Consider the following 25907-nt stretch of genomic DNA (forward strand, 5'->3'; position numbering starts at 1 on the left):
GGACAGGCCCGACCGGCGCAAGCCGGCCGGGTCTTTTTCATGGTGCGACCAGATTCGCGACGCACGCGGCGATCGTGTCGCGGACGCGCACGATCGCCGGGTCGCGCTGCGTGCTCGTGCGCCAGCCGATTTCCACCGGGTAGTGCGGCAAGTCGACCGGGCAGGCGAGCGCGCGCAACGGGGTGGATTGCGCGATTGCGCGTGCCGCGTGCGCGGGAATCGTCGCGACCGCGTCGGAGCCGGCGAGCAGGTACGGCAACGCGGCGAAATGCGTGGTCGACGCCGCGACGCGCCGCTTGTGGCCGAGCGGGGCCAGCGCCTCGTCGACGATCCCGATCACGCCGCCCGACGACACGAGCAGGTGGTCGCGCCGCAGGAAATCGGCGAGCGTCAGCGTGCGCGGCGCCCGCTCGCGGGCGGCCGGGTCGATCAGGCACGCATAGCCGCCCGTCGCGACCGCGCGCCGGCTGAGCCCGTTCGCCGAGAAGCCGCCGGATGCGATCGCGAGGTCGACGCCGTGGCGCAGCAACGCGTCGCCGGCGATGCCGCTGTGCGTCTGCCGGAAGATCAACCGGATGCCGCCGGCTTCCCGCGCGACGGCGTCGATCAGCGCGCGGCCGAGCGCGATCTCGAAGTCGTCCGACAGCCCGATCGAGATCGTGCGGCCGATGCGGTCGCCGCCGTCGGCCGCGATCGCGAGGCTTTCGCGGCAACGGTCGAGCGCGTCGGACAGGATCGGCTTCAGTTCGTCCGCGCGCGGCGTCGGCGCGAGCCCGCGGCCGGTGCGCACGAACAGCGGATCGGCATAGATCACGCGCAGCCGCGCCAGCGCCGCGCTCACCGCCGACTGCGTGAGACCGAGCCGCAGCGCCGCGCGGCTCGCGCCGCCTTCCTCGTACAGCGCCTCGAACACTTTCAGCAGGTTCAGGTCGAGGCCGGCGATATCATCTGCATTCATGACACTTATCGTTCTATCGATTTGATCGATGACATCATATCGATAAAGATGGCGTTACCCCATTCACCGGAGACGCCTCCATGTCCATGTCAGTCATCGCCGCGCTGCAGATCGGCGCATCGCCCGCCGGCACGCGCGCCACGCTCGACACGATCCTCGGCTACGAAACCGCGATCCGCGACAGCGGCGCGTCGCTCGTCGTGCTGCCCGAGGCCGTGCTCGGCGGCTATCCGAAAGGCGAGATCTTCGGCACGCGGCTCGGCTACCGGCTGCCCGAAGGCCGCGACGCGTATGCGCGCTACGCCGCGCAGGCGATCGACGTGCCGGGGCCGGAAACCGACGAGCTGGCCGCGCTGTCGCAGCGCACCGGTGCGAGCCTCGTGGTCGGCGTGATCGAGCGCGGCGGCAGCACGCTGTACTGCACGGCGCTGTTCTTCGATCCGCGCGACGGGCTCGTCGCGAAGCACCGCAAGCTGATGCCGACCGGCACCGAGCGGCTGATCTGGGGGCAGGGCGACGGCTCGACGCTGCCCGTCGTCGATACGGCGGCGGGCCGCGCGGGCGCCGCGATCTGCTGGGAAAACCACATGCCGCTGCTGCGCTGCGCGATGTATGCGAAGGGCGTGCAGATCTGGTGCGCGCCGACCGTCGACGAGCGCGACGTCTGGCAGAGCTCGATGCGGCATATCGCGCACGAAGGGCGCTGCTTCGTCGTCAGCGCGTGCCAGGTGCAGCCGTCGCCGCGCGCGCTCGGCATCGACGTGCCGGGCTGGGATCCGGAGCGGCCGCTGATCCGCGGCGGCAGCGTGATCGTCGGGCCGCTCGGCGACCTGCTGACGGAGCCGCTGATCGGCGAAGCCGGGCTCGTGACCGCGCGTATTGATACCGACGAACTCGTGCGGGCACGCTACGACTTCGACGTGGTCGGGCATTACGCGCGCCCCGACGTGTTCTCGCTGCACGTCGACGAGCGGGCGAAGCGGACGGTGGTGTTCGGCGAGTAGGGAACGATGGGCCGGGCGCCGCACGGCGGCCCGGAACATGAACGGCGGCGGCGCGCAACGCGCACGCCGTCGTGCCGCGTCAGCGCGTCAGCGCATCGGTGCTTCCGCGATCCGCATGTAGTCGGCGATCCGCCGTCCTTCCATGTCCGGAAACTGCTCGTGCACGATGATGTCGCCCATCCGCGCGATGTCGAAGGTGCGGAAATCGCCGCGCAGCTCGCACCACGCGCCGATCGTCCAGCGCCCGCCCCAGTAGACGAGCCCGAGCGGCCACACGCGGCGTTGCGAATGCGCGCCGAGCCGGTCGCGGTAGTCGAAGCTGACGACGTGGTGCGTGTCGATGGCCTGATGGATCGCGTCGACCTTCGCGCAAAACGTCTCGTCGATGTGGAACGACGGCGCGAACACCGGCAGGCGGTCGAGCGCCGTGCGCTTGTCGGCCGGCATCGCCGACGCGATCTTCGCGAGGGCCGAACGCGCGCCGCTTGCGAAGCGCGCACCGCCCCAGGTTTCGAGCATGCGTGCGCCGGTGGCGAGCGCGGCGAGCTCCTCGGCCGTGAACGTGAGCGGCGGCAGGCTCGCGTTGCGGTTCAGCCGGTAGCCGATGCCGGCTTCGCCTTCGATCGGCACCCCTGACAGTTGCAGGTCGCGCACGTCGCGATAGACCGTGCGCGGCGACACCGACAGCCAGTCGGCCAGCTGCTGCGCGGTCGTGAGACGACGCCCGCGCAGCAGCTCGGCGATCTGGAACAGGCGGTCGGCACGGCGCGTCATGACGGCACCTCGATTCCAACGGCAGTGGGGACTTCGCGATGATAGCGCCGCGCGCGCCCGATGGCCGCTGCGCTCAGTGGCATTTCGGCGCGTGCAGGCCGACGCGGTTGCCTTCCGTGTCGATCAGGTAGCCGACGTAGCCGTAGTTGTTCGGCAGCTCGACGACCGAGCCCTGCACGACGCCGCCCGCGCGCTTCGCGCGTTCGAGCGCCGCGACGACCGATTCGCCGGCGTTCAGGTAGACGAGCACGCCGTTCGCGCTCGGCTTCAGCTGCTGCGGATCGAACACGATGCTGCCGCCCGTGCTCGATGCGTCGCGGTCGAACGTGGCCATCGGCACGCCGCCGATGACTGCGCGCTGCAGCGTCGTCTGCAGCACGGATTCGTAAAAGCGGATCGCCCGGTCGAAATCGAGGGACGGAATGTCGAACCACGCGATCGCGCGCTCGAGGGTGGGGGTGGCAGTGGCCGTTGCGGATGTCATGACGCGCTCCTAGTTGCGTGGTTTGTTGTTCGGGTTCGGTGCGGAAACCAGCCTTGCATTGCGCCGGGATTGCAGTGTGATCGCGGGCTGCTGACACCGTATTGTCAGTAGAGTTGTCACCCTTGACATGCAACCGTATGGTTGCATAATACGGTCATTGACCCGGGAGTGGCATGGATCTCGTTTTCAAGGCGCTGGCCGATGCCACGCGCCGCCAGTTGCTTGATTTGCTGCACGCGAAAAGCGGGCAGACCCTGTCCGAGCTGTGCGACGGGCTCGCGATGAGCCGGCAGGCCGTGAGCAAGCATCTCGCGTTGCTCGAGGCCGCGAATCTCGTCGCGACGACGTGGCGCGGCAGGGAGAAGCTGCATTACCTGAATCCGGTGCCGATCCACGACATCGCGGAACGCTGGATCGGCAAGTTCGAGCGTCAGCGCCTGCAGGCGCTGGCGGATCTCAAGCGCGGGCTGGAAGCGGCCGGCGATCCTGGAGACAACGATGAGTAATCCCGCCTTTGTGTACGTGACGTTCATCGCATCGACGCCCGAGCGCGTGTTCGATGCGCTCACCAACGCCGAGCTGACGAAGGACTACTGGGTGCGGCACCGCAACGCGTCGCCCGACTGGCGGCCGGGCTCGCGCTGGGAGCATCAGGACTACGACGATCCGTCGCGGGTCGACATCGTCGGCGAAGTGGTCGAGCACGATCCGCCACGCAAGTTGGTCGTCACGTGGCGCACGCCGACGGGGGAGGGTGAGGAGTCGCGTGTGACCTATCTCGTCGAGCCGCACGAGGGCGTCGTGAAGCTGACCGTCACGCACGACGGGCTGGTGCCGGGCTCGGAGATGGATCGCGGGATTCGCGGTGGCTGGCCGGTCGTGCTGTCGAGCCTCAAGACGCTGCTCGAGACGGGGCAGGCGCTGCCGTTCACGATGGGGCGCTGGGAGTGCTCGAAGCACTGAAACGAAACGCCGCCGTTGCCGCGGGTGCGGTAACGGCGGCGTTCCGGTTGCCGCGGAGGGGGCGCACCAGCGGCCCCATCGCGACCATGACGCAGGTTACGCGTCGCCTTCCGGCGTGGCCGGGCGCGCCTTCACGCTGCCGGCGATCAGGTCGAAGCGGAACAGCCGGCATTCGAGCGCGCCGTTGAACAGCGGCGTCTTCGCCGATTCGCGCAGCCGCAGCTGGCCCGGCAGCGATCGGTCGGACGTCAGCAGGAACGCCTGCCAGCCCGTGAAGCGCTGCTTCAGCGCATCGCCGAGCGCGTTGAAGAACTCGCTGTCCGGCGCGTCGGTGTGGGTGCGGCGGAATGCATCGTCGTTGCCGCGGTTGCGGCCCGTCTCGCGCACCTCGCCGCGCGCGCTGCGGCCGCGCACTTCGATCCGCTCGCCGTACGGCGGGTTCGCGAGGATGATGCCCGGGCCGTCGCACGGCGGCGTCATCCCGCGTGCGTCGACCTGCTTGAGCCATACCGACGGCACGCCTGCGCGGTCGAGGTTCGCGCGCGCCTTCTCGAGCATGTCGCCGGAGATGTCGCTGCCGTATACGCCGAGTGCGTCGCCGCGTTTGCCGCGCGCCGCGCGCTTCGCGTCCAGCGCCGGGACCTTCAGCCCCTGCCACGCGGTGATGTCGTATTGCTTGAGTTTCTCGAAGCCGAACCGGCGCTCGACACCCGGCGCCACGCCGAGCGCGATCTGCGCGGCTTCCGCGAGGAACGTGCCGCTGCCGCACATCGGGTCGTACAGTGCCGTGCCGGGCGTCCAGCCCGTCAGGCGCAGGATGCCGGCCGCGAGGTTCTCGCGCAGCGGCGCCGCGCCCTTGTCGAGACGCCAGCCGCGCTTGAACAGCGGCTCGCCCGACGTGTCGAGGTACAGCGTGCATTCGCCCGCCGTCAGGAAGGCGAACACGCGCACGTCCGGCGCACCGGTGTCGATGCTCGGGCGCGCGCCGGTCTTGTCGCGCATCCGGTCGCAGATCGCGTCCTTCACGCGCAACGTCGCGAATTCGAGGCTCTTCAGCGGCGACTTGATCGCGGTGATGTCGACGCGCAGCGTCTGCGTGGCCGCGAACCAGCGCTCCCACGGCTGCTCGAGCGCGAGCGCGTAGACGTCCTGCTCGTTGCGGTACGCGCGGTGCGCGATCTTCAGCAGGACCCGGCTCGCGATCCGCGAATGGAGGTTCGCGGCCATGCCGGCGGCCCAGCCGCCGCTGAAGTGGACGCCGCCCGGCACCTGCGCGCCCGCGGTGAACGGCGCGCCGTTCAGGTGGCGGCCGGCGATTTCGGCCAGCTCGGCGGCAAGCGCCGCTTCGAGGCCGCGCGGGCAGGGGGCGAAGAATTCGTACAGGGTGGGCGAGGACATAAGGCGGGTGAGGACGTGCAAAAGTCCACTATTGTACGCGGCGCGGGCGGCCGGGGCCGGCGTTGCGTCGCGTTTCGATGCTGCGGCGCGGGCCCGGGCGCCGCGCAGGCGTGCCCGGAGGCCGCGCGGCGGCGCCCGGGCGGGCACCGCCATACTGCCGCAGGGTCAGTGCGAGCCCGTCTGGCCGGCGCGCGCGGCCGGGCCGCTGCCCGGCCAGAACAGCGCGAGCGGGTTCGACAGCACCGTGCGGACGATCGCGACGATGAGCGCGCGCACCTTGGTCCGGCGCAGGCTGCGCGAGCGCACGGCCATCGTAAACGCGAGCGCGAAGCTCACGAGCACGTTGAGGATCGCCATGCTGAGCACGCCGGCGCCGGCCCACCACAGCTCGGGCGTGCCGAGCGCGTCCTTGCCCAGCACGCCGAGCGCGATGCCGATCGACCCGGCCGACAGCGTCACGTGCCGCACCTCGAACGGGAACATGAACACGGTGACGATCGCCGGAATGAGGCCGAGCATCAGGCCGAGGCCGACGTTCGCGACCACGCCGGCCACATTCGACCGGCAGAAGTGCGCGAGCTTCGCGGCGCCGGCCGCGCCGAGCGTGAGGCGCAGCCGGCGGTTGTACGTGAGCGCGTCGCCGACCCGGTGCAGCACGAACCAGTTGTCGGCCCAGCCCGCGATCAGGCTCGACGCCCACAGCAGCACGCCGGTCAGCGCCGCGTAGAGCGGCGTCGGGCCGAGCAGCGAGAACGAGTGCAGTGTCACGTGCGCCTTTTCCGGCGAGATCAGGTTCGCGTGCAGCACGTTGCCCGCGAACAGCTGCACCAGCAGGCACACGGGCAGCACGACGAGCACGTTGCCGGAAATCGCGGCGGCCTGCGTGCGGATCAGCGCGATCACCGACGACACGAACGCCTTCACGCCTTCCTCGTGGCCGGTGTCGTCGAGCTCGCGCGCGAGCGTCGGTGCGGTCATCGCGGGCTGCTTGGTCGCGAGCGTGAAGTGCAGGAAGTGCATCAGCATGAAGCTGGCCGCGTAGTTGACGCCCGCGAGCAGCCCTTCGAACATCGATTGCAGGTGCGCGCCCGTGATCGCGAATTTCACGCACACGGTCACGACCGTGACGAGGCCGCCGCCCGCGGCCATCCGCAACATCTTCAGGTACTCGGCGCGGCCGCGCGAGATGTAGTGCTCGCCGGTGTCCGCGTTGGTTTCGACGAGCTTGCGCGCGAACAGCGAGAAGTTGCTGCGCACGAGGTGCGACACGCTCTGGCTGTTGTGGTTCGCGTCGACGAGCTCGGCCGTCAGGTGCGCCATGCCGTGCAGGTCGTCGCGCGCCATCCACGCGTTCAGCAGCATCTCGGCGCGCAGGATGCGCATGCGCATCCGCTCGACCTGGAACACGATGTCGACCGACACGCCGTTGCGGTACAGGTGCGAGAACACGTCGTCGACGGCGATCCGGCATTCGTCGAGCAGCACGCGCAGGTAGTTCACCTCGTGCAGCAGCTTGCTCGGGTCGCCGCCGTCCTCGACGGCCGCGTGCGCAGTCTCGACCGCGAGCATCGCGCGCATGAGGCGGTAGAACGGCTGCGTTTCGAGCGGCTTGCGTGCGTCGTCGTCGGAAAGCCGGCTGCGCACCGTCTGCGACAGCCCGGTCGAGCTGATCTGGCAGGTCAGGTTGTGCAGTGCGGCCAGCAGGTCGCGCGAGAACGAGCCCGGTTCATGGCGCTCTTCGTCGGTGACGTCGAACGAGATCAGCTCGGCGAGGCGCGCGAGGAGATCGTCGGGCAGCGTGTCGATCCATTGCGCGTCTTCCGGCGTCGGGAACATCAGCGTGAACAGCGCCGACAGCTCGCGGCGGTTCGGCGCGGGCGGGATCAGCGACGAGTCGATCCGCTCGAACAGCGCGCCGAAGAAGCCCGAGTGCACGGGCATGCCGGCGTCGCACAGGAGCGAGATGCCGTCGCACTCGCGCAGGATGCCGCGCAGGATGCGCGCGGCGTGGGTTTTCCACGCGGGATTGCGATCGAGCACGTGGAACAGGTAGCGCAACCGCGCATGGGCCGGATACGCGCGCGCATCGGCGTCGCGATCGGCCGGCGTGTCCTGCGCGGCCTGCATCGTGCCGGTGCGGCGCAGCCAGTGCGCGAGCTCGATCAGCCATTCGCTGCGCTCGGCGTACGACGCATCGGCGTCGGCGTGCGCGAGCAGCGCATCGAGCTGGTGACCGGCATTGCGCGACGCGCGCCACTTCTTGATCAGGGTCGTCAGGGAACGAAACATAAACGGAATAGCGAAAGCCCTCGGCGGGCGGGTTCGGGATGCCGGCCGGGGAAACGGCGCGGCGCCGGGGAGAACGGGTGAGACGGGGCCGGTTGCCGGACGAGGCGCGACGACCCGCGATGCGGCTGCCCCGCTGCGGTGCACGCCGATCGCGTGCGGGCGCCGGGAGGCACGGCGGTCGGGCCGAACGCGGCCCGGCGCCGCTGGCTGGCGCGCACGACGAGCGGCGCGAGCCGGAAAGTGCGTAGGATCGTCAATCGGGCCGGAAAACGCAAGCCGACCGTATGGCATGGCGCCGGTTCCGGCCGACTTTGACAAACAATGCAAGGCGGCCGTTTGGCCGATGCATCGCGATGCGAGGCGGGCTGCGGCGCGGCAACGCCGATGGCAGTCATCGCCTCGTCGACGATCCCGATCACGCCGTCAGAAACCGCGCAGGCGAGCACGCCGTCGAGCGTTCGCCTGCGCGCTGCCTGCTTACGCGCCAGGCTTGCCCGTCACGCTGGCGTCGCCGCCGGAAATCGGGTTGGCCGGGCACGGCACGACCGGTGCGGCAGCCGTCTTGCCGGCGGCGGATGCCGTCGAAGCCGGTGTGCCACGGCGCGCGGCCATCGCGCGTACGCCGGCCGCGGCCTGCGTGGCAATCACGTCGAGCGCGCGCCGGTGGCCGGCGACGAGCGCGTCGTAGCCGTCGGCGACCGGTTCCGCGACGCTCGTGCGGCAGGTCATCACCGCCTGCGTGGCGAGCGAGCGCACGCTCCACACGGCGTCGACCGCCGCGCGCTTGGCCGGCCACGATTCGAAGCGCTGCACGTTCACGCTGATCCGGTACACGGGCACGCCGGGCGGGTACGCGGAATTCGCGACGTCGATCGTGCCGAGCTGCGCGGCGAGATCCTCCGACAGCGCGCGGCGGATCTCGTCGGCGGGCGGCGACGCCCAGCGTTCCTGCTCGAGCACGTCGACCTGCGCGGCGTTCTTCTGCACGACCAGCTGGTTCTTCGCGACCTGCTCGGGCACGCCGACGGACGGCACCTCGATCAGGAACGCCGGGTTGGCCGGCACGGTGCGCAGCGGCGCTGCGGCGTCGGCCGGGCTGAGCGTGTAGAACCGCGCGGGCGGCGAGCTGCACGCGGCGAGCGCGAGGGCGGCGACAGCCGCCGCCGCGCCGCTCGCGAAACCGTTCACGCGTGTCGTCATTGTTGATCTCCTGGCTTGCCCTTGAGCAGCGATTCGGGGTGACGCTCGAGGTAGTCGGCGAGCGCGTTCAGCGACTGCAGCGTGCGCGTGAGCTCCTTCAGCGCGCCGCGCACGTCGGACTGCAGCGGCGAATCCTGCTGCAGCGTCGCTTCGGCGGTCGAGAAGGTCTGCTTCGCGGCCGACAGCGTGTCGCGCGCTTCCGGCGCGACCTGCGTGTCGAGCTGCTTGAACAGCTTGTCGGCGTTCGACAGTGCGCTGTTCAGGTTCGCGCCGATCTGGTCGAACGGCACCTTGTCGAGCTTCTTCGCGATGTCGGCGACTTGCAACTGAAGCTCGTCGAGCGTGTTCGGCACGGTCGGCAGCTCGAGCGGCTGGCGCGCCGTGTCGATCTTCACGGCCGGCGCCTTCGGGAAGAAGTCGAGCGCGACGTACAACTGGCTCGTCAGCAGGTTGCCGGTGCGCAGCTGGCCGCGCAGCCCGTGCTGGACGAGCCGCTCGACGATCTCGCGGCGGGCCGGTTCGCCCTTGCTCTCGATCGTTTCGCGGAAGCGGCGGCCGAGGCGCTCCGGATACACGTTCATCGTCACCGGCATCAGGAAGTTCTTCGTCTTCGGATCGAAGTCGATGCCGATGTTCGTCACTTCGCCGAGCACGATGCCGCGGAAGTCGACCGTCGCGCCGACGGCGAGCCCGCGCAGCGACTGGTTGAAGTTCATCACGACCTGCAGCGGCTGGCCGTCCGGGTCGCGCATCGCGTCGCCTTCGTCGGACGCGAGGCGGAACGTCGTGTTGTTCGGCGCCGTCGTGCCGGAGCCCTGGTTGGGCGGCGTCTGGAACGCGATGCCGCCGAGGATCACCGTCGCGAGCGACTGCGTGTTCAGCTTCAGGCCGCTGGAGTCGAGCCGCAGGTCGACGCCGCTTGCCTGCCACCAGCGCGAGTTCACGCCGACGTACTGGTCGTACGGCGCATTGACGAACACGTTGAACGTGACGCCCGTGCCGTCCTTGTCGAGCGAGAAGCCGACCACCTGGCCGACCTGCACGCGACGGTAGTAGACGGGCGAGCCGATGTCGACCGAACCGAGCGAATCGCCGCGCAGCACGTATTGCGTGCCTTTCTGGTCGCCCGTGACGGCGGGCGGCGTCTCGAGGCCCGTGAAGTCGGTCAGCGTATCGTCCGAGCGCCCGGCGTCGACGCCGATGTACGCACCGGACAGCAGCGTGCCGAGCCCCGACACGCCGGTCGCGCCGACGCGCGGCCGCACGATCCAGAAGCGCGAGCCCTTGACCGCGAAGTCCTCCGCTTCCTTCTTGAGCTGCACCTGGACGAGCACGCGCGACAGGTCTTTCGACAGCTTGATCGTCTTGACCATGCCGATCTCGACGTCCTTGTACTTGACCTGGGTCTTGCCGGGCTCGAGCCCTTCGGCGCTGTGGAAGCTGATCGTGATTTCGGGGCCGCGCTCGCGCACGGACTTGATCACGAGGCCGATGCCGATCAGCGCGGCGATCAACGGCACGAGCCAGACGAGCGACGGCAGCCAGCCGCTTTTCGTCGAGATCGTCGGATCGGGCGGCCGGGGCGCGTCGTGCTGCGGGCCTTGTGGACTATTCATGGTGATTCCCTGAGGTTTCGACTGGATCCCAGATCAGGCGGGGATCGAACTGCATCGATGCGAGCATCGTCAGGATCACGACGGAACCGAACGCGAGCGCGCCGGGGCCGGCCGTGATGATGGCGAGCGAACGAAAATGGACGAGCGCGACGGTCAGCGTCACGACGAAGATGTCGAGCATCGACCAGCGGCCGATGCGCTCGACGATCCGGAACAGGCGCGTGCGCTGCAGCGGCCGCCAGGCGGTGCGGCGCTGCGCGCTGATCACGAGGATCAGCAGCACGCCGAGCTTGAGCATCGGCACGAGGATGCTCGCGACGAACACGACGACGGCAAGCGGCCAGTCGCCGGAGACCCAGAAATAGATGACGCCGCTCATGATCGTGTCTTCCTGCGAGCCGACGATCGACGCCGTGCGCATGATCGGCAGCAGGTTCGCGGGAATGTACAGGATCGCGGCGGCGAGCAGCAGTGCCCACGTGCGCATCAGGCTGTTCGGCGTCCTGAAATGGAGCGTGGCGCCGCAGCGCGCGCAGTGTGCATGCGGATGGTCGAGCGTCTGCACGAGCCCGCAGGTGTGGCAACTGACATAGCCCTCGCGGGCGGCGGTCGGGATCGTCATCGGCGGGCGGCTTCCGGCAGCGGGGCGGCATCGTCGGGCTGCCCGGGCGCGCGACCGGCGCGCAGGTCGTCGGCGATGTCCCACAGCGTGCGCGGATCGAACATCAGCACGACGGCGATCATCAGCGTGAGCGCGGCGAATGCGAACAGCGCGGCATCGGGAACGACACGCGCGAGGCTGACCATCTTCACGATGGTCACGAGGATCCCGAGCATGAACACCTCGATCATGCCCCACGGCCGCACGAGCTCGATCGCGCGCAGCACCAGGTTGAAGCCGGGCGGGACGAGGCCGCGCCGGATCGGCAGCAGCAGGTACAGCAGCGCGGCCATCTCGATGAGCGGGAACAGCACGGTCGAGCAGAACACCATCACGCCGACGATCGCCATGTCCTGGTGCCACAATGAATCGATCGCACCGATCAGCGTGGTCTGCACGCGGTTGCCGTTCACGTCCATTTCGAGGATCGGGAACACCTGCGCGATCGTGAACGTGATCAGCGCCGCGAGCGCGAGCGCGCAGATCCGCTCGATCTGCGCGGCGCTGTTGCGATAGAGCAGCGCGTCGCAGCGCGGGCAGCGCGCGGATTCACGTCCGCTCAGGCGCGGTTTGTGCAACAGTGCGTCGCACTCGTGACAGGCAATCAGGTCGTTTCGTTGCATGGAAAAAGCAGTTGTGCGACGGCTGGGGAGACGCGTCGACGGGGCCGGAACCCGCGCCAATCTTACCAAAAGGCCTTTTTCGGCGTGTCAACGATCGCGGGTTCGGTGACTGATCGGTAACATGACAGGAAACCGTCAGCCGGCTGACGTGCCTGTCTTCAGAGTCCGCGCGTGTCAAAAGGTTGCGGTAGCATGGCGCCCTTGACAAGCGTCGGACCAGTTGCCGGCGCGGCCGTTCGCTGAACTGAGGAATCCAAGATGGCATCGAAATCGCTGCTGGCCAGGCCGGTACGCTATACGCAGACGGCGATCGCGCTGCACTGGCTGATCGCGCTGCTGATCGTCTGCGCGTTCGCGCTGGGCTGGGTGATGACCGACATCCCCGGCTTCACGCCGACCAAGCTGAAGTACTTCTCGTGGCACAAGTGGATGGGCGTGACGGTATTTGCGTTGGCCGTCATCCGCGTGCTGTGGCGTGCAACCCACGTGCCGCCGTCGCTGCCGGGCGGTACGCCCGCGTGGCAGCGTGCGGCGTCGCATGGCGTGCACATCCTGCTGTACGTGCTGATGATCGTGATTCCGGTGACGGGCTACCTGTACAGCTCGGCGTCGAACATCCCGGTCGTCTATCTCGGCATCGTGCCGCTGCCGCGGCTGATCGATCCCGATCCGGTGCTGAAGGAAACCTTCAAGACGCTTCACGTGTCATTGAATTACATTCTGCTTGCGCTCGTTTCGCTGCACGTGGTCGCGGCGCTCAAGCACCAGTTGTTGGACCGCGACGGCCTGCTGTCGCGGATGCTCCCCTTTGCCAAATGAAGGATCCCATGAAAGTGTCTTTCTCCCGCTCCATGCTGACCGCGTTCGCCGCGGTGTCACTTGTCGCGTCGGGCGCGGCGCTCGCCGATGTCGATCTCGCGAAGAGCAAGGTGTCCGCCGTGTCGAAGCAGATGAACGTGCCGACCGAAGGCGCGTTCAAGAAGTTTTCCGCGCAGGTGAAGTTCGATCCGGCGAAAGCCGCGCAGGGCAGTGCCCAGATGACGATCGACGTCGCGAGCTATGACCTCGGCGACAAGATGTACAACGACCAGGTTGCCGGCAAGGACTGGTTCGACGCGAAGGCGTATCCGCAGGCCACGTTCGTATCGTCGGCGATCGCGCCGGCGGGCGGCAACAAGTACAACGTGACCGGCAAGCTGACGATCAAGGGCAAGTCCGAGAACGTCACGGTGCCCGTCACGGTCACGCAGAGCGGCGCGACGCAGACCTTCGACGGCGTGCTGCCAATCAAGCGTTCGGCCTTCAACGTCGGCACCGGCGAATGGAAGGACACGTCGGTCGTCGCGGACGAAGTGCAGATCAAGTTCCACCTCGTCGCCACCAAGTAAGCGGCGGGCTGTTGCCTCACCCGAACGCCGCGCGAGGGCGCGGCGCCGTTCCAAGGAGAAAGAGTTTGAAAAAGCAACTGATCATCGCCGCGGGCGCGCTGGCAGCGTCGCTGTCGTTCTCGGCCTTTGCCGAAAGCGTCACGTACCAGTTCGACCCGAGCCACACGTACCCGAGCTTCGAGGCTGACCACATGGGCGGCCTGTCGGTCTGGCGCGGCAAGTTCGACAAGTCGAGCGGCTCCGTGACGCTCGACCGCGCGGCGAAGACGGGTACCGTCGACGTGACGACCGACATCGCGTCGATCCACACCGGCAGCGCGAAGCTCGACGAGCATCTGCAGACGGCCGAATTCTTCGACGTCGCCAAGTTCCCGCAGGCGAACTACAAGGGCGCGATCAAGTTCGACGGCGACAAGCCGGTGTCGGTGGTCGGCAACCTGACGCTGCATGGCGTCACGAAGCCGGTCACGCTGAAGATCGATTCGTTCAAGTGCATGCCGCACCCGATGCTCAAGCGTGAAGTGTGCGGTGTCGACGCCGTCGGCGAATTCGACCGCAGCGATTTCGGCCTCGACTACGGCAAGCAGTACGGCTTCAAGATGAAGACGAAGCTGCTGATCACGGCCGAAGCGCTCAAGCAGCAGTAAGCCCGCCGGCCGGGCCGGCCTTCGCGCCGGCCCGCTGCGAGCCCGCCGCCGCGTTCCCGTCAGGGGGCGCGGCGGTTTTTATTTGCGCGCCTATAATCGCCCGAGCGCCGTACCCGGCGCCGGGCAGGCCGACGGCGCGCGAGCGGCCGCCTCGAACAGAACGTACAACGACAAGGAGATCGCCGATGCATGCCGTCACGCAGTCCCGTTCCATTGCCTCGTCGCCGCGCGTGTGGCGCGCGGTGGTCGCCGCATCGATCGGCAACGCGCTCGAGTGGTTCGATCTCGTCGTCTACGGCTTCTTCGCGGTGACGATTTCCAAGCTGTTCTTCCCGGCCGGCAACGACACCGTGTCGCTGCTGCTCACGCTCGGCACGTTCGGCGTGTCGTTCTTCATGCGTCCGCTCGGCGCGATCGTGCTCGGTGCATATGCCGACCGCGAGGGCCGCAAGGCCGCGCTCACGCTGTCGATCCTGCTGATGATGGGCGGCACGCTGATCATCGCGGTGCTGCCGACCTACGAGACGATCGGCGTCGCGGCGCCGGTGATCCTCGTCGCCGCACGGCTGATGCAGGGCTTCTCGGCCGGCGGCGAGTTCGGCAGCGCGACCGCGTTCCTCGCCGAGCACGTGCCGGGCCGGCGCGGCTTCTTCGCGAGCTGGCAGGTCGCGAGCCAGGGGCTCACGACGCTGCTCGCCGCCGGCTTCGGCACCGTGCTGAACGCGCAGCTCACGGCCGCGCAGATGGCGTCATGGGGCTGGCGCGTGCCGTTCTTCTTCGGCCTGCTGCTCGGGCCGGTCGCGTACTACATCCGCACGAAGGTCGACGAGACCCCCGAATTCCTCGCGGCGGAAGGCACCGCGAACCCGCTGCGCGACACGTTCGCGTCGCACAAGGCGCGCCTCGTTGCTGCAATGGGCGTGGTCGTGCTCGGCACCGTCGCGACCTATCTCGTGCTGTTCATGCCGACCTACGGCGTGAAGCAGCTTGGCCTCGCGCCGTCGGCTGCGTTCGCGGCGATCCTCGTCGTCGGCGTGATCCAGATGGCGTTCGCGCCGCTCGTCGGCCACTGGTCGGACACTTACGGCCGCGTGCGCGTGATGATCGCGCCGGCCATCGGCATCCTCGTGCTGATCTATCCGGCATTCGCGTACCTGGTCGCCCATCCGGGCTTCGGCACGCTGATCGCGCTGCAGGTGCTGCTCGCGTTCCTGATGACGGGCTATTTCGCGGCGCTGCCGGGTTTGCTGTCCGAAGTGTTTCCGGTGCAGACGCGCACGACCGGGATGTCGCTCGCCTATAACGTCGCGGTGACGATCTTCGGCGGCTTCGGGCCGTTCATCATCGCGTGGCTGATCAAGGCGACCGGGATGAAGACAGCGCCGAGCTTCTACCTGATGTTCGCGGCCGTACTGAGCCTCGTGGCGCTGGTCGTGCTGCGCAAGCGGTTCGGGTTCCGGTAACCGGGCGGTGCGGCGCGGGGCGCGTCAGTTGCCGGCGCGCTCGCATACGGGCCGTGCCGGCATCAGTTGCGGTTTGGCTTCGATGGTCCGCACCGGGCGCCCGGCGAGCGCGGCAAGCGCCTGCCTGAGTTGCCAGTCGGTTGCCGTGCCGAACTCGCGCTGCGGCAGCGCCGCGCTCTTCGCCGTATCGATCTTCGCGAGCGCACGTTGCTCGCGCAGCTTCTGCCGTTCCTTGCGCACCTTCGCGAACGGATCGGGCGCCAGCCGGTCCGCATACGGCGCACGGGGGAGATCGGCTTCCCGGTACCACAGCAGCACGCCGTCGACGTCCGAGTCGCGGCGCGGTGGCACGAGCCAGTCCGGCACGACGCCGTAGCCGTCCATCGGGCAGCCGTTCGGCCGCAGGTTGCGCGCGTACGTGAAATTCAGGCGGGTGCCGTCGATCAGGTCGACGCCCGTCTGCGCGAGCCCCTTCCCGTAAGTCGGCATGCCGAGCAGCTTCGCGCGGCCGAGATCCTTCAGCGCTGCCGCGGTCGCCTCGGCGGCCGACGCGCTCTGTCCGTCGACGAGCACGACGAGCGGCACGGTACGCCACCAGACGTCCGTCTGCAGCGTCGCGAGCGGGTCCTGGCCGTGCATGACCGGCAATTCGTAATCGGGCCAGTTGGTCGTGTAGCGGCGGCGGTTGGCATCGCCGCGCTCGACCGTCACCATCGCGGTGCGGTCGCGACCCGTGAACAGCGCGGTGATGCCGATCGCCGCATTGAGCGCGCCGCCGCCGTTGATGCGCAGGTCGAGAATCAGGCCTTTCACCGGCGGGCCCGCGCGGCGCGCGGCCTGCACCGCGTCGATGTAGTCGCCGACCGCCGGTTCGGGGAAGCTCGACAGCCGCGTGTACAGGATGTCGCCGTCGAGCCGTTTCGCGGTCGCGGGATGCGGCTTGAGGATCGTCCGCACGGGCGCGAAGTTCAGCACCGTGTGCGACGGGCCGCGCTGGACCGTGAGTTTCAGCGGTACGCCCGCGTCGCCCTTGGAGAGTTTGGCCAGGTCGGCGGGGTCGATGCCGACGACGCTCGTATCGTTCATCGCGACGACCAGATCGTCGGGACGCACGCCGGCTTTTTCCGCGGGCGCGTCGGGAATCACGTCGACGATGTGCAGCCCGTCGGGCCGCGTCTCGAACACGATGCCGATGCCGGGCGTGCCGTCGCGCGCGCGCCGTTCGTCGTCGCGCCGCTCCTGCTCCTCCTTCGCGTCGAAGAAACGCGCGTACGGCAGTGTCTTGATTCCCGCGTGGGTCGTTGCGTCGAGCAGCGCGCCGATGTCGATGTCGGTCAGGTGCTGTTTCTTGAGCACTTCGACAGCCGCCTTGAGCTCGCAGATCTGCGGTTCCCAGTCGGGCGGGCAGGGCGATGGCGGTTGAGCGGCGGGTGCAGAAGCGGGCGGGGCGGACGCCGGCTGTTGCGCACGGACGGATGACGCACACGGCAGGAGCGCGGCCGTGACGGCTGCGCAAACGGCAAGGCGAAGAACGACACGCGTGGGAGGCATCATCGGGACCGCACGTTTGAACGGAGGGCGAAGGTGCTGTCCTGCCGACGCACAGCCGGCGGGCGGCGCGGCGGGACGGTCACGATTGTAGCCGACGCGCGCGACGGGGCAGGGCGAGCGGGGGGGGGCGCGATGTACGTCGGGTGGCGCAGGCAAAAAAAAGCCGGCCCAACCGGGCCGGCTTTTCGTCTGTGCCGAAGCAGCGTGACGCTTAAACCTGCGCGCCTGCGTTCGGATCGTCCGGATCGTGCGCGGACTTCTTTTCCTTGATCAGGTCTTCGCGCTTGATGCCGAGCCACATCGCGAGCGAGCCCGCGACGAACACCGACGAGTAGATGCCGAACATGATGCCGACCGTCAGCGCGAGTGCGAAGTAGTGCAGCGTCGGGCCGCCGAAGAAGAACATCGACAGCACCATCATTTCGGTCGACGTGTGCGTGATGATCGTACGCGACATCGTGGTCGTGATCGCGTGGTTGATCACTTCCTGCACGCTCATCTTGCGTTCGCGGCGGAACGTTTCGCGGATCCGGTCGAAGATGACGACCGACTCGTTGACCGAGTAGCCGAGCACCGCGAGGATGGCCGCGAGCACCGCCAGCGAGAACTCCCACTGGAAGAACGCGAAGAAGCCGAGAATGATCACGATGTCGTGCAGGTTGGCGATGATGCCGGCCACTGCGTACTTCCACTCGAAGCGGAACGACAGGTAGATCACGATGCCGATCACGACGCACGCGAGCGCGAGCAGGCCGTCGGTCGCGAGCTCCCGGCCGACCTGCGGGCCGACGAACTCGACGCGCTGCAGCGTGACGTCCGGGCTCTGCGCCTTCAGCGCGCCCATCACCTGGTCGCTCTGCTGCGCGGACGTGAGGCCTTCCTTCAGTTGCAGGCGGATCAGCACGTTGCGCGATGTGCCGAAGTTCTGCACCTGCGCGTCGGCGTAGCCGAGCTTGCCGAGCGTCGCGCGCACGGGTTCGAGTTCAGCGGCCTGCTGGTACTGCACCTCGATCACCGTCCCGCCGGTGAATTCGACGGACAGGTGCAGCCCGCGGTGGAACAGGAAGAACACGGCGGCGAGGAACGTGACCAGCGAGATCACGTTGAACACCAGCGCGTGCCGCATGAACGGAATGTCTTTACGGATGCGGAAAAATTCCATGGTCTTCTCCGGGGCCTTATTGGGTCGAGCCCGGTTTCTTCGGCGACACGCCTTGCTGCGCGCGGTTGCGCAGCTGCGGCTTGCCGGCGGCGCGCGGCGCGTTGCCCTTGGCGGGCGCGGCGAGCTTCGCGGCACGTGCGGTGTCGGTCGATTCGTCTGCGTCGGAGAACGATGCGGCGGCAGCGGCGCCTTCCGGCTTCCACACCTGGCCGATCGCGAGCGACTTCAGCTTCTTGCGGCCGCCGTACCAGAGGTTGACGATCCCGCGCGAGAAGAACACCGCGGAGAACATCGACGTCAGGATACCGAGGCAGTGCACGATCGCGAACGCGCGAACCGGGCCCGAGCCGAACGCGAGCAGCGCGAGGCCGGCGATCAGCGTCGTGACGTTCGAGTCGAGAATCGTCGCCCAGGCATGCGCGTAGCCGGCCTGGATCGCGGTCTGCGGCGGCTGGCCGGCGCGCAGTTCTTCACGCACGCGCTCGTTGATCAGCACGTTCGCGTCGATCGCCATACCGAGCGCGAGCGCGATAGCGGCGATACCGGGCAGCGTCAGCGTCGCCTGCATCAGCGACAGCACGGCGACGAGCAGCAGCAGGTTCACCGACAGGCCGATCACCGACACCACGCCGAACAGCATGTAGTACGCGATCATGAACACGGCGATCGCGCAGAAGCCCCAGATCACCGAGTGGACGCCCATCTTGATGTTGTCGGCGCCGAGGCTCGGGCCGATCGTGCGTTCCTCGATGATGTCCATCGGAGCCGCGAGCGAACCGGCGCGCAGCAGCAGCGCGAGGTCGGCCGCAGCCTGCGGCGTCGGCTGGCCCGTGATCTGGAAGCGGTCGCCGAGTTCCGACTGGATCGTCGCGACCGTCAGCACTTCGCCCTTGCCCTTCTCGAACAGCACCATCGCCATCGGCTTGCCGATGTTCTCGCGCGACACCGCGCGCACCGAGCGGCCACCCGCCGAATCGAGGCGGATGTTGACCGACGGACGCTGGTGATCGTCGAAGCCGGCCGATGCATCGATGATGCGGTCGCCCGTGAAGATCACTTCCTTCTTCAGCAGCACCGGCGCCTGGTTGCCCTGCGTGAACAGCTCTTCACCCGGCGGCACCGGATCGTTCGGGTTCGGGTGCGTGTTGATCGGGTCGGCGAGGCGCGCTTCGAGCGTCGCGGTGCGGCCGATGATGTCCTTCGCCTTCGCGGTGTCCTGCACGCCCGGCAGCTCGACGACGATGCGGTCGCTACCTTGCTGCTGCAGGATCGGCTCGGACACGCCGAGTTCGTTCACGCGGTTGTGGAGCGTCGTCAGGTTCTGCTTGAGCGCGGCGTCCTCGACGGACTTCTGCACGGCCGGCGTGAACGTGCCGACGACTTGCGTACCGCCACCGCCGGGCTGGGTCGCCCATTGCAGTTCGGTGATCGACAGCGCGAGCACCTTGCGGGCGTCTTCCGCCGTCTGCGCATCGCTGAAGTTGACGACCACGGACTGGTCGACGCGGCTCACGCCGCCGTCGCGGATGTTCTTGTCGCGCAGCAGCGTGCGCGCGTCGGACGCGTCGGAATCGAGCTTCTTCGTCAGCGCGCCCGTCATGTCGACCTGGAGCAGGAAGTGGACGCCGCCACGCAGGTCGAGGCCGAGATACATCGGCAGCGCATGCAGGGCAGTCAGCCAGCGCGGCGACGCGCTCTGCAGGTTCAGGGCGACGACGTACTGCGGATCGTTCGGGTCGGCGTTCAGCGACTTCTGCAGCAGGTCCTTGACGCGCAGCTGCGTATCGGTGTCCTTCAGGCGCACGCGGATGTTCGCGTTGGTCGCCGTGTTCTCGAAGGTGACGTCGTCCGGCGTGATCTGCGCGGAGGCGAGCGCCGATTCGACCTGGGTCAGCGTGGTCGAGTCGAGCTTGACCGTGGCCTTGCCGCTCGACACCTGCACCGCCGGCGATTCGCCGAAGAAGTTGGGCAATGTGTACAGAAGGCCGATGGCGAGCGCCACGACCATCACGACATATTTCCAGAGTGGATAACGATTCATGAGGGAGCCGAACGGGTGGTTGGCGTGAAAGCGTCGCGTCCGGCGCCGCGGCGGCCCGCTCTCTCAGGCGGGCACGGCGCGGGGAGCCGGACGCTCGGTGAAGGGCTTACAGCGACTTGATCGTGCCCTTCGGCAGAATGGTCGTGACCGCAGCCTTCTGCACGGTGATTTCGGTGCCTTCGGCGATCTCGACGCCGATGTAGCCTTCGGTGACCTTCGTCACCTTGCCCACGAGGCCGCCGCTCGTGACGACTTCGTCGCCCTTGGCCATGGCCGCGAGCATGTTGCGGTGCTCCTTCTGACGCTTCATCTGCGGACGGATCATGATGAAGTAGAGCACGGCAAACATCAGGATGAGCGGCAGGAAGCTCATCAGGCTCGATTCGGCGCCACCGGCACCTTGGGCGAACGCGTTGGAAATGAACGGCACGTTGGTCTCTCCGTAGGGGAAGATCGAAAAATAAGCCGGTTATTCTACCACCGGCCCCATGCGCAAACGGATCGGCAAATGCGCTTTCGGATCAAGCTGTTAAAGCGCGAACCGGTACCGTTGCGACTTGTTTGGAAAGGTAATTGTAATATTTGGCAGTCGGGTTCGACAGTCGGGACGCTTTATTTAGTACACGTCCCATGTGACGGGCCGCCCATCGGGCCGCCCGTGCGCCTGCCGGCCCGTCAGTCGACGCCTCTGGCGCGATCCTCCGCGAAGCGCTGGCGGAACGCGTCGAACGTGTGGGTCTCGATCGCTTCGCGGATCTCGCTCATCAGCTGCAGGTAGTAGTGCAGGTTGTGGATCGTGTTGAGCTGCGCGCCGAGGATCTCGCCGACGCGGTGCAGGTGATGCAGGTAGCCGCGCGAGAAGTTCTGGCACGTGTAGCACGTGCAGCTCGCGTCGAGCGGTTTCAGCGAGTTCTTGTGCGTCGCGTTGCGGATCTTCACGTCGCCGAAGCGCGTGAACAGCCAGCCGTTGCGCGCGTTGCGGGTCGGCATCACGCAGTCGAACATGTCGACGCCGTTGGCGACGCCTTCGACCAGGTCCTCCGGCGTGCCGACGCCCATCAGGTAGTGCGGCTTGTTGGCCGGCAGCTTCGGGCCCACGTGGCGCAGCACGCGCATCATGTCTTCCTTCGGCTCGCCGACCGACAGCCCGCCGATCGCGAGGCCGTGGAAGCCGAGTTCCGCGAGGCCCGCGAGCGATTCGTCGCGCAGGTCCTCGAACATCCCGCCCTGGACGATCCCGAACAGCGCGTTCGGGTTGCCGAGCCGGTTGAACTCGTCGAGCGAGCGCTTCGCCCAGCGCAGCGACATGCGCATCGAGTCGGCCGCTTCCTTGTGCGTGGTCGGCACGCCGTTGGTCGCGTACGGCGTGCACTCGTCGAACTGCATCACGACGTCGGAGTTCAGCACCTTCTGGATCTGCATCGACACTTCCGGCGACAGGAACAGCTTGTCGCCGTTGATCGGCGACGCGAACGTGACGCCGTCCTCGGTGATCTTGCGCAGGTCGCCGAGCGAGAACACCTGGAAGCCGCCCGAGTCGGTCAGGATCGGCTTGTTCCAGCCCATGAACGCATGCAGGCCGCCGTGCGCGTCGATCGTGTCGAGGCCCGGGCGCAGCCACAGGTGGAACGTGTTGCCGAGGATGATCTGGGCCTTGATCTCGTGCAGCTCGCGCGGCTGGATCGCCTTCACGGTGCCGTACGTGCCGACCGGCATGAAGATCGGCGTCTCGACCACGCCGTGATTGAGCTTCACGCGGCCGCGGCGCGCATGGCCATCGGTCGTCAGCAGTTCGAATTCGAGCCCGTTCGCCGGGCGGTCCTGCACGGGGGCGTGCGTATCGTGGGATGAACCTTCGGTCATCGCGTCATTCTCCTCGCTACCGGAAAACAGTCCGGCGCAGGTTGGAAACGTCGCCGGAAGCCGGCGGCGGGGAAAAATCGGGTGCGCGCCATCGTAGCGCGCGCAGCGGGAAAACGGGGCACGGTGGCCGCGCGGTGCGCGGGCCGTCGCGCATGCCGCGCTTACGCGAGCGGCGCCTCCGGCGTGTCGCGCCGCGTCAGCAGCATCGCATCGCCGTAGCTGAAGAAGCGGTAGCGCTGCTCGATCGCGTGGCGGTACGCGGCGCGGATCGTCTCGACGCCCGCGAACGCGGACACCAGCATCAGCAGCGTCGACTTCGGCAGGTGGAAGTTCGTGACGAGCCGGTCGACCACGCGGAAACGATAGCCGGGCGTGATGAAGATGTCGGTCTCGGCCTGCGTGGCCGCGAGCGGGCGACCCGCTTCATCGGCCGCGCGCGCCGCGGCTTCGAGCGCGCGCATCGACGTCGTGCCGACCGCGATCACGTTGCCGCCGCGTGCGCGGGTCGCGGCGATCTTGTCGACGAGCGACTGCGGCAGGTCGTACCACTCGCTGTGCATCTTGTGCTCGGCGATGTTGTCGACGCGCACCGGCTGGAACGTGCCGGCGCCGACGTGCAGCGTCAGCGTCGCGCGCTCGACGCCCATCGCGTCGAGCCGGTCGAGCATCGGCTGGTCGAAGTGCAGCCCGGCGGTCGGCGCGGCGACCGCGCCCGGATTGCTCGCGTAGACGGTCTGGTAGCGCGTCTCGTCGGTCGCGTCCGGATCGTGCTCGATATAGGGCGGCAGCGGCAGGCGGCCGTACTGCTCGATCAGGTCGAGGCACGGCTCGGGGAAGTTCAGCGTGAAGAACGGGTCGACGCGCTCGCCGACCGTCACGTCGAACGCATCGGCGAGCCGCAGCGTCGTGCCGGCGCCCGGCGACTTGCTCGCGCGGATCTGCGCGAGCGCCGTGTGCGTGCCGGTCACGCGCTCGATCAGCACCTCGATCTTGCCGCCGCTGGCCTTCTGGCCGAAGAAGCGCGCCTTCAGCACCTTGGTATCGTTGAAGACGAGCAGGTCGCCGGCCGAGATGCACGACGGCAGCTCGGTGAAATGGCGGTCGACCAGGCGTGCGGGCGCGACGGTGCCGTCGACCTCGAGCAGGCGGCTCGCGGTGCGATCGGGCAGCGCGGTTTGGGCAATCAGCTCGGGCGGCAGATTGAAATCGAAATCGGAAAGCGTGAACATGCGGGCTGGTTCGAAGCGGCCGGCGGGCGTCGCCGGCAGGGCGGAAACGCGTAAATGGGGCGCGCGAGCCGCTATGATGACGGGATGCGCGGCCTGGCCGGCGTCGTTCGTTCGGACGACGTGAAAGCCGCTATTGTACTTGCCTTGCGAAGCACCCAGACGATCCGATGCCTGTGTCACCACGCCGTTCCCCCGCTGCCGTTGCCGATTCCGCCGATCCGTTCGACGCGGAGGATGTCGCGCTACCCGCGCAAAGCGCGGGGGAGCGTGGTTCCGCGGAGCGTGCCGCACCGCGCCGCGCCGGCCCGAAGCGTGGCGCCGACGGCAGGCTCGCGCAGCCGGCCGCTGCAGCGCCCGATGCCGATGCCGATGACGTCGCGAGCGACGCAGCAGGTGCGGCCGGTGCGAAGCGCAAGAAGAAGCCGGCTGCCGACAAACCGGTGAAGACCGTCGACAAGCTCGCGAAGCTCGGCCTCACGCGCTCGATCGATCTCGTGCTGCATCTGCCGATGCGCTACGAGGACGAAACCACGCTCACGCCGATCGGCGAGCTGCTGCCGGGCGGCATCGCGCAAGCCGAAGGCGTCGTGTTCGACAACGAGGTCGCGTACCGGCCGCGCCGCCAGCTGGTCGTGAAGATCCAGGACGACGACGGCGAGCACCTCGTGCTGCGCTTCCTGAATTTCTACGGCTCGCAGGTCAAGCAGATGGCTGTCGGCCAGCGCCTGCGCGTGCGCGGCGACGTGCGCGGCGGCTTCTTCGGGATGGAGATGGTGCATCCGGCGGTGCGCGTCGTCGAAGCCGATGCGCCGCTGCCGCAGGTGCTCACGCCCGTCTATCCGAGCACGGCCGGCGTGTCGCAGGCCTATCTGCGCAAGGCGATCGAGAACGCGGTCGAGCGCACGCCACTGCCCGAGCTGCTGCCGCCCGAGATCCAGCGTGACTACCTGAAGCCGCTCGACGTGCCGACGCTCGAGCAGGCAGTGCGCATCCTGCACCACCCGCGTGTCGATTCCGACGAAGCTGCGCTGATGGACGGCTCGCATCCGGCGTGGACGCGCATCAAGTTCGAGGAATTGCTCGCGCAGCAGCTGTCGCTCAAGCGCGCGCACGAGGAGCGCCGCACACGCGCGGCGCCTGCGATGCCGCGCCGCACCGCGACCGATGCCGATTCACTGACGACGCGGCTCTATGGCGCGCTGCCGTTCACGCTGACGGGCGCGCAGGCACGGGTCGTCGACGAAATCGCAAATGACCTCACGCTCGCGCACCCGATGCAGCGCCTGCTGCAGGGTGATGTCGGCAGCGGCAAGACCGTCGTCGCGGCACTGGCCGCCACGCAGGCGATCGACGCCGGCTACCAGGCCGCGCTGATGGCGCCCACCGAAATCCTCGCGGAACAGCACGCGCGCAAGCTGCGCGCGTGGCTCGAGCCGCTCGGCGTCACGGTCGCGTGGCTCGCGGGCAGCCTGAAGGCGAAGGAGAAGCGCGCGGCGATCGAGGCGGCCGCGCTCGGCACCGCGCAGCTCGTGATCGGCACGCACGCGATCATCCAGGACACGGTTGAATTCGCGCGGCTCGGCCTCGTGATCGTCGACGAGCAGCACCGCTTCGGCGTCGAGCAGCGCCTCGCGCTGCGTGCGAAGGCCGCGAATGCGGCCAACGGCGCGCGCGACTTCCAGCCGCACCAGTTGATGATGTCGGCCACGCCGATTCCGCGCACGCTCGCGATGACGTATTACGCCGATCTCGAAGTCTCGACGATCGACGAGCTGCCGCCGGGCCGCACGCCCGTGCTGACACGCCTCGTCGGCGATGCGCGGCGCGAGGAGGTGATCGCCCGCGTGCGCGAGGCCGCGCTGACCGGGCGCCAGGTGTACTGGGTGTGCCCGCTGATCGAGGAGAGCGAGACGCTGCAGTTGCAGACGGCCGTCGAAACCTACGAGACGCTGGCCACCGCGCTCCCGGAGCTGAAGGTCGGGCTGGTGCACGGCCGGCTGTCGCCGGCCGACAAGGCGGCCGTGATGGAAGCGTTCACGCGCAACGACGTGCAGCTGCTCGTCGCGACGACGGTGATCGAGGTCGGCGTCGACGTGCCGAACGCGTCGCTGATGGTGATCGAGCACGCGGAGCGTTTCGGCCTCGCACAGCTGCACCAGTTGCGCGGCCGGGTCGGGCGCGGCACCGCGGCGTCGGTGTGCGTGCTGCTGTACACGGGGCCGCTGTCGCTCACGGGCCGCGAGCGGCTGAAGACGATGCGCGAGACGACCGACGGCTTCGAGATCGCACGGCGCGATCTCGAGATCCGCGGCCCCGGCGAATTCCTCGGCGCCCGCCAGTCGGGCGCGGCGATGCTGCGCTTCGCGAACCTCGAGACTGACGGCTGGCTGATCGATCCGGCCCGCGACGCCGCGACGCGGCTGATTGCCGCGTATCCCGAGATCGTCACGCAGCATCTCGCGCGCTGGCTCGGCGCGCGGGAGCAGTATCTGAAGGCCTGATCCGCGGGTCGGGGCCGGATTTAAAACCGCCGTTTGAAGCATTCCGATGCAGAGAAACTTGGCGAACCGGTGTCACAGGGTGTATAAATTAA

23 protein-coding genes are annotated in these 25907 nt (G+C 68.3%); 8 read left to right on the forward strand and 15 right to left on the reverse strand.

Features of this window, described 5'->3' with window-relative positions; genetic code table 11:
- Positions 1-37: 37 nt before the first annotated feature.
- Positions 38-958: a LysR family transcriptional regulator gene (locus BCEP18194_RS09050; protein ID WP_011350977.1), complete on the reverse strand. Its 921-nt coding sequence runs from the start codon at positions 956-958 to the stop codon at positions 38-40.
- An 80-nt stretch (positions 959-1038) separates the two neighbouring features.
- On the opposite strand from BCEP18194_RS09050, the gene BCEP18194_RS09055 reads away from it, so the two are divergent.
- On the forward strand, positions 1039-1962 hold the full coding sequence (locus BCEP18194_RS09055) for a carbon-nitrogen hydrolase family protein (RefSeq protein WP_011350978.1): 924 nt from the start codon (positions 1039-1041) through the stop codon (positions 1960-1962).
- A gap of 87 nt (positions 1963-2049) precedes the next feature.
- Here the strand turns inward: BCEP18194_RS09055 and BCEP18194_RS09060 are convergent, their stop codons facing one another.
- Positions 2050-2736, reverse strand: a complete 687-nt coding sequence (locus tag BCEP18194_RS09060) for a helix-turn-helix transcriptional regulator (RefSeq protein WP_011350979.1) — start codon at positions 2734-2736, stop codon at positions 2050-2052.
- Between the two features lie 73 nt (positions 2737-2809).
- Positions 2810-3220 carry a VOC family protein gene (locus tag BCEP18194_RS09065; protein ID WP_011350980.1) on the reverse strand — a complete coding sequence of 137 codons (411 nt, stop codon included), beginning with the start codon at positions 3218-3220 and terminating at the stop codon, positions 2810-2812.
- A gap of 173 nt (positions 3221-3393) precedes the next feature.
- Here BCEP18194_RS09065 and BCEP18194_RS09070 point away from each other — a divergent pair, with 173 nt between their 5' ends.
- Complete coding sequence (locus BCEP18194_RS09070) at positions 3394-3726, forward strand: ArsR/SmtB family transcription factor (RefSeq protein ID WP_011350981.1); 333 nt, start codon at positions 3394-3396, stop codon at positions 3724-3726.
- The gene (locus BCEP18194_RS09075; protein ID WP_011350982.1) at positions 3719-4183 is read left to right on the forward strand and encodes an SRPBCC family protein; all 465 of its coding nucleotides are present in this window, start codon (positions 3719-3721) and stop codon (positions 4181-4183) included. Before BCEP18194_RS09070 ends, BCEP18194_RS09075 begins: the two co-directional genes overlap by 8 nt.
- A 96-nt stretch (positions 4184-4279) precedes the next feature.
- Here BCEP18194_RS09075 and BCEP18194_RS09080 read toward each other — a convergent pair whose 3' ends face one another.
- From BCEP18194_RS09080 to BCEP18194_RS09105, 6 genes are all read right to left on the reverse strand, one after another.
- A complete protein-coding gene (locus BCEP18194_RS09080; RefSeq protein WP_011350983.1) occupies positions 4280-5581 on the reverse strand; it encodes a THUMP domain-containing class I SAM-dependent RNA methyltransferase in 1302 nt (433 codons plus the stop codon).
- 165 nt (positions 5582-5746) lie between these two features.
- On the reverse strand, positions 5747-7870 hold the full coding sequence (locus tag BCEP18194_RS09085) for a site-specific recombinase (protein ID WP_011350984.1): 2124 nt from the start codon (positions 7868-7870) through the stop codon (positions 5747-5749).
- Between the two features lie 477 nt (positions 7871-8347).
- Positions 8348-9070, reverse strand: a complete 723-nt coding sequence (locus tag BCEP18194_RS09090; RefSeq protein ID WP_011350986.1) for a PqiC family protein — start codon at positions 9068-9070, stop codon at positions 8348-8350.
- On the reverse strand, positions 9067-10686 hold the full coding sequence (locus BCEP18194_RS09095) for an intermembrane transport protein PqiB (RefSeq protein WP_011350987.1): 1620 nt from the start codon (positions 10684-10686) through the stop codon (positions 9067-9069). Before BCEP18194_RS09095 ends, BCEP18194_RS09090 begins: the two co-directional genes overlap by 4 nt.
- Positions 10679-11308, reverse strand: a complete 630-nt coding sequence (locus BCEP18194_RS09100; RefSeq protein ID WP_011350988.1) for a paraquat-inducible protein A — start codon at positions 11306-11308, stop codon at positions 10679-10681. The genes BCEP18194_RS09095 and BCEP18194_RS09100 overlap by 8 nt, the downstream gene beginning before the upstream one ends.
- Positions 11305-11970 (reverse strand): paraquat-inducible protein A, encoded by a 666-nt coding sequence (locus BCEP18194_RS09105; protein WP_011350989.1) that lies wholly within the window; start codon positions 11968-11970, stop codon positions 11305-11307. The genes BCEP18194_RS09100 and BCEP18194_RS09105 overlap by 4 nt, the downstream gene beginning before the upstream one ends.
- A gap of 258 nt (positions 11971-12228) precedes the next feature.
- Between BCEP18194_RS09105 and BCEP18194_RS09110 the strand changes: the two genes are divergently transcribed.
- From BCEP18194_RS09110 to BCEP18194_RS09125, 4 genes are all read left to right on the forward strand, one after another.
- Positions 12229-12789, forward strand: coding sequence for a cytochrome b (locus BCEP18194_RS09110; RefSeq protein WP_011350990.1), 561 nt, complete (start codon positions 12229-12231; stop codon positions 12787-12789).
- A gap of 8 nt (positions 12790-12797) precedes the next feature.
- Positions 12798-13358 carry a YceI family protein gene (locus BCEP18194_RS09115; protein ID WP_011350991.1) on the forward strand — a complete coding sequence of 187 codons (561 nt, stop codon included), beginning with the start codon at positions 12798-12800 and terminating at the stop codon, positions 13356-13358.
- A 65-nt stretch (positions 13359-13423) separates the two neighbouring features.
- A complete protein-coding gene (locus BCEP18194_RS09120) occupies positions 13424-14005 on the forward strand; it encodes a YceI family protein (RefSeq protein WP_041492742.1) in 582 nt (193 codons plus the stop codon).
- Between the two features lie 185 nt (positions 14006-14190).
- Positions 14191-15468: an MFS transporter gene (locus BCEP18194_RS09125; protein WP_011350993.1), complete on the forward strand. Its 1278-nt coding sequence runs from the start codon at positions 14191-14193 to the stop codon at positions 15466-15468.
- Positions 15469-15492: 24 nt separating this feature from the next.
- On the opposite strand, the gene BCEP18194_RS09130 is transcribed toward BCEP18194_RS09125, so the two are convergent.
- The 6 genes from BCEP18194_RS09130 to queA form a co-directional block, all read right to left on the reverse strand.
- The gene (locus BCEP18194_RS09130; RefSeq protein WP_011350994.1) at positions 15493-17022 is read right to left on the reverse strand and encodes a S41 family peptidase; all 1530 of its coding nucleotides are present in this window, start codon (positions 17020-17022) and stop codon (positions 15493-15495) included.
- A 208-nt stretch (positions 17023-17230) separates the two neighbouring features.
- The gene (gene secF, locus BCEP18194_RS09135; RefSeq protein ID WP_011350995.1) at positions 17231-18181 is read right to left on the reverse strand and encodes a protein translocase subunit SecF; all 951 of its coding nucleotides are present in this window, start codon (positions 18179-18181) and stop codon (positions 17231-17233) included.
- A 16-nt stretch (positions 18182-18197) separates the two neighbouring features.
- A complete protein-coding gene (gene secD / locus BCEP18194_RS09140; RefSeq protein WP_011350996.1) occupies positions 18198-20222 on the reverse strand; it encodes a protein translocase subunit SecD in 2025 nt (674 codons plus the stop codon).
- Between the two features lie 106 nt (positions 20223-20328).
- Entirely contained in the window at positions 20329-20652 is a 324-nt protein-coding gene (gene yajC, locus BCEP18194_RS09145) for a preprotein translocase subunit YajC (RefSeq protein WP_006476868.1), read from the reverse strand.
- 245 nt (positions 20653-20897) lie between these two features.
- Complete coding sequence (gene tgt, locus BCEP18194_RS09150) at positions 20898-22085, reverse strand: tRNA guanosine(34) transglycosylase Tgt (RefSeq protein ID WP_011350997.1); 1188 nt, start codon at positions 22083-22085, stop codon at positions 20898-20900.
- Between the two features lie 161 nt (positions 22086-22246).
- The gene (queA, locus tag BCEP18194_RS09155) at positions 22247-23314 is read right to left on the reverse strand and encodes a tRNA preQ1(34) S-adenosylmethionine ribosyltransferase-isomerase QueA (protein ID WP_011350998.1); all 1068 of its coding nucleotides are present in this window, start codon (positions 23312-23314) and stop codon (positions 22247-22249) included.
- A 167-nt stretch (positions 23315-23481) separates the two neighbouring features.
- On the opposite strand from queA, the gene recG reads away from it, so the two are divergent.
- Positions 23482-25815: an ATP-dependent DNA helicase RecG gene (gene recG / locus BCEP18194_RS09160; RefSeq protein ID WP_011350999.1), complete on the forward strand. Its 2334-nt coding sequence runs from the start codon at positions 23482-23484 to the stop codon at positions 25813-25815.
- The last annotated feature ends 92 nt before the right edge of the window (positions 25816-25907 follow it).

The organism is Burkholderia lata, assembly GCF_000012945.1.
Taxonomy (GTDB): Bacteria; Pseudomonadota; Gammaproteobacteria; order Burkholderiales; family Burkholderiaceae; genus Burkholderia; species Burkholderia lata.

What these genes read in the sequence shown, in the direction of transcription:
- BCEP18194_RS09050 (WP_011350977.1), bottom strand. Translation starts at nt 958, where the DNA reads ATGAATGCAGATGATATCGCCGGCCTCGACCTGAACCTGCTGAAAGTG.
- BCEP18194_RS09055 (WP_011350978.1), top strand. Translation starts at nt 1,039, where the DNA reads ATGTCCATGTCAGTCATCGCCGCGCTGCAGATCGGCGCATCGCCCGCC.
- BCEP18194_RS09060 (WP_011350979.1), bottom strand. Translation starts at nt 2,736, where the DNA reads ATGACGCGCCGTGCCGACCGCCTGTTCCAGATCGCCGAGCTGCTGCGC.
- BCEP18194_RS09065 (WP_011350980.1), bottom strand. Translation starts at nt 3,220, where the DNA reads ATGACATCCGCAACGGCCACTGCCACCCCCACCCTCGAGCGCGCGATC.
- BCEP18194_RS09070 (WP_011350981.1), top strand. Translation starts at nt 3,394, where the DNA reads ATGGATCTCGTTTTCAAGGCGCTGGCCGATGCCACGCGCCGCCAGTTG.
- BCEP18194_RS09075 (WP_011350982.1), top strand. Translation starts at nt 3,719, where the DNA reads ATGAGTAATCCCGCCTTTGTGTACGTGACGTTCATCGCATCGACGCCC.
- BCEP18194_RS09080 (WP_011350983.1), bottom strand. Translation starts at nt 5,581, where the DNA reads ATGTCCTCGCCCACCCTGTACGAATTCTTCGCCCCCTGCCCGCGCGGC.
- BCEP18194_RS09085 (WP_011350984.1), bottom strand. Translation starts at nt 7,870, where the DNA reads ATGTTTCGTTCCCTGACGACCCTGATCAAGAAGTGGCGCGCGTCGCGC.
- BCEP18194_RS09090 (WP_011350986.1), bottom strand. Translation starts at nt 9,070, where the DNA reads ATGACGACACGCGTGAACGGTTTCGCGAGCGGCGCGGCGGCGGCTGTC.
- BCEP18194_RS09095 (WP_011350987.1), bottom strand. Translation starts at nt 10,686, where the DNA reads ATGAATAGTCCACAAGGCCCGCAGCACGACGCGCCCCGGCCGCCCGAT.
- BCEP18194_RS09100 (WP_011350988.1), bottom strand. Translation starts at nt 11,308, where the DNA reads ATGACGATCCCGACCGCCGCCCGCGAGGGCTATGTCAGTTGCCACACC.
- BCEP18194_RS09105 (WP_011350989.1), bottom strand. Translation starts at nt 11,970, where the DNA reads ATGCAACGAAACGACCTGATTGCCTGTCACGAGTGCGACGCACTGTTG.
- BCEP18194_RS09110 (WP_011350990.1), top strand. Translation starts at nt 12,229, where the DNA reads ATGGCATCGAAATCGCTGCTGGCCAGGCCGGTACGCTATACGCAGACG.
- BCEP18194_RS09115 (WP_011350991.1), top strand. Translation starts at nt 12,798, where the DNA reads ATGAAAGTGTCTTTCTCCCGCTCCATGCTGACCGCGTTCGCCGCGGTG.
- BCEP18194_RS09125 (WP_011350993.1), top strand. Translation starts at nt 14,191, where the DNA reads ATGCATGCCGTCACGCAGTCCCGTTCCATTGCCTCGTCGCCGCGCGTG.
- BCEP18194_RS09130 (WP_011350994.1), bottom strand. Translation starts at nt 17,022, where the DNA reads ATGATGCCTCCCACGCGTGTCGTTCTTCGCCTTGCCGTTTGCGCAGCC.
- secF (WP_011350995.1), bottom strand. Translation starts at nt 18,181, where the DNA reads ATGGAATTTTTCCGCATCCGTAAAGACATTCCGTTCATGCGGCACGCG.
- secD (WP_011350996.1), bottom strand. Translation starts at nt 20,222, where the DNA reads ATGAATCGTTATCCACTCTGGAAATATGTCGTGATGGTCGTGGCGCTC.
- tgt (WP_011350997.1), bottom strand. Translation starts at nt 22,085, where the DNA reads ATGACCGAAGGTTCATCCCACGATACGCACGCCCCCGTGCAGGACCGC.
- queA (WP_011350998.1), bottom strand. Translation starts at nt 23,314, where the DNA reads ATGTTCACGCTTTCCGATTTCGATTTCAATCTGCCGCCCGAGCTGATT.
- recG (WP_011350999.1), top strand. Translation starts at nt 23,482, where the DNA reads ATGCCTGTGTCACCACGCCGTTCCCCCGCTGCCGTTGCCGATTCCGCC.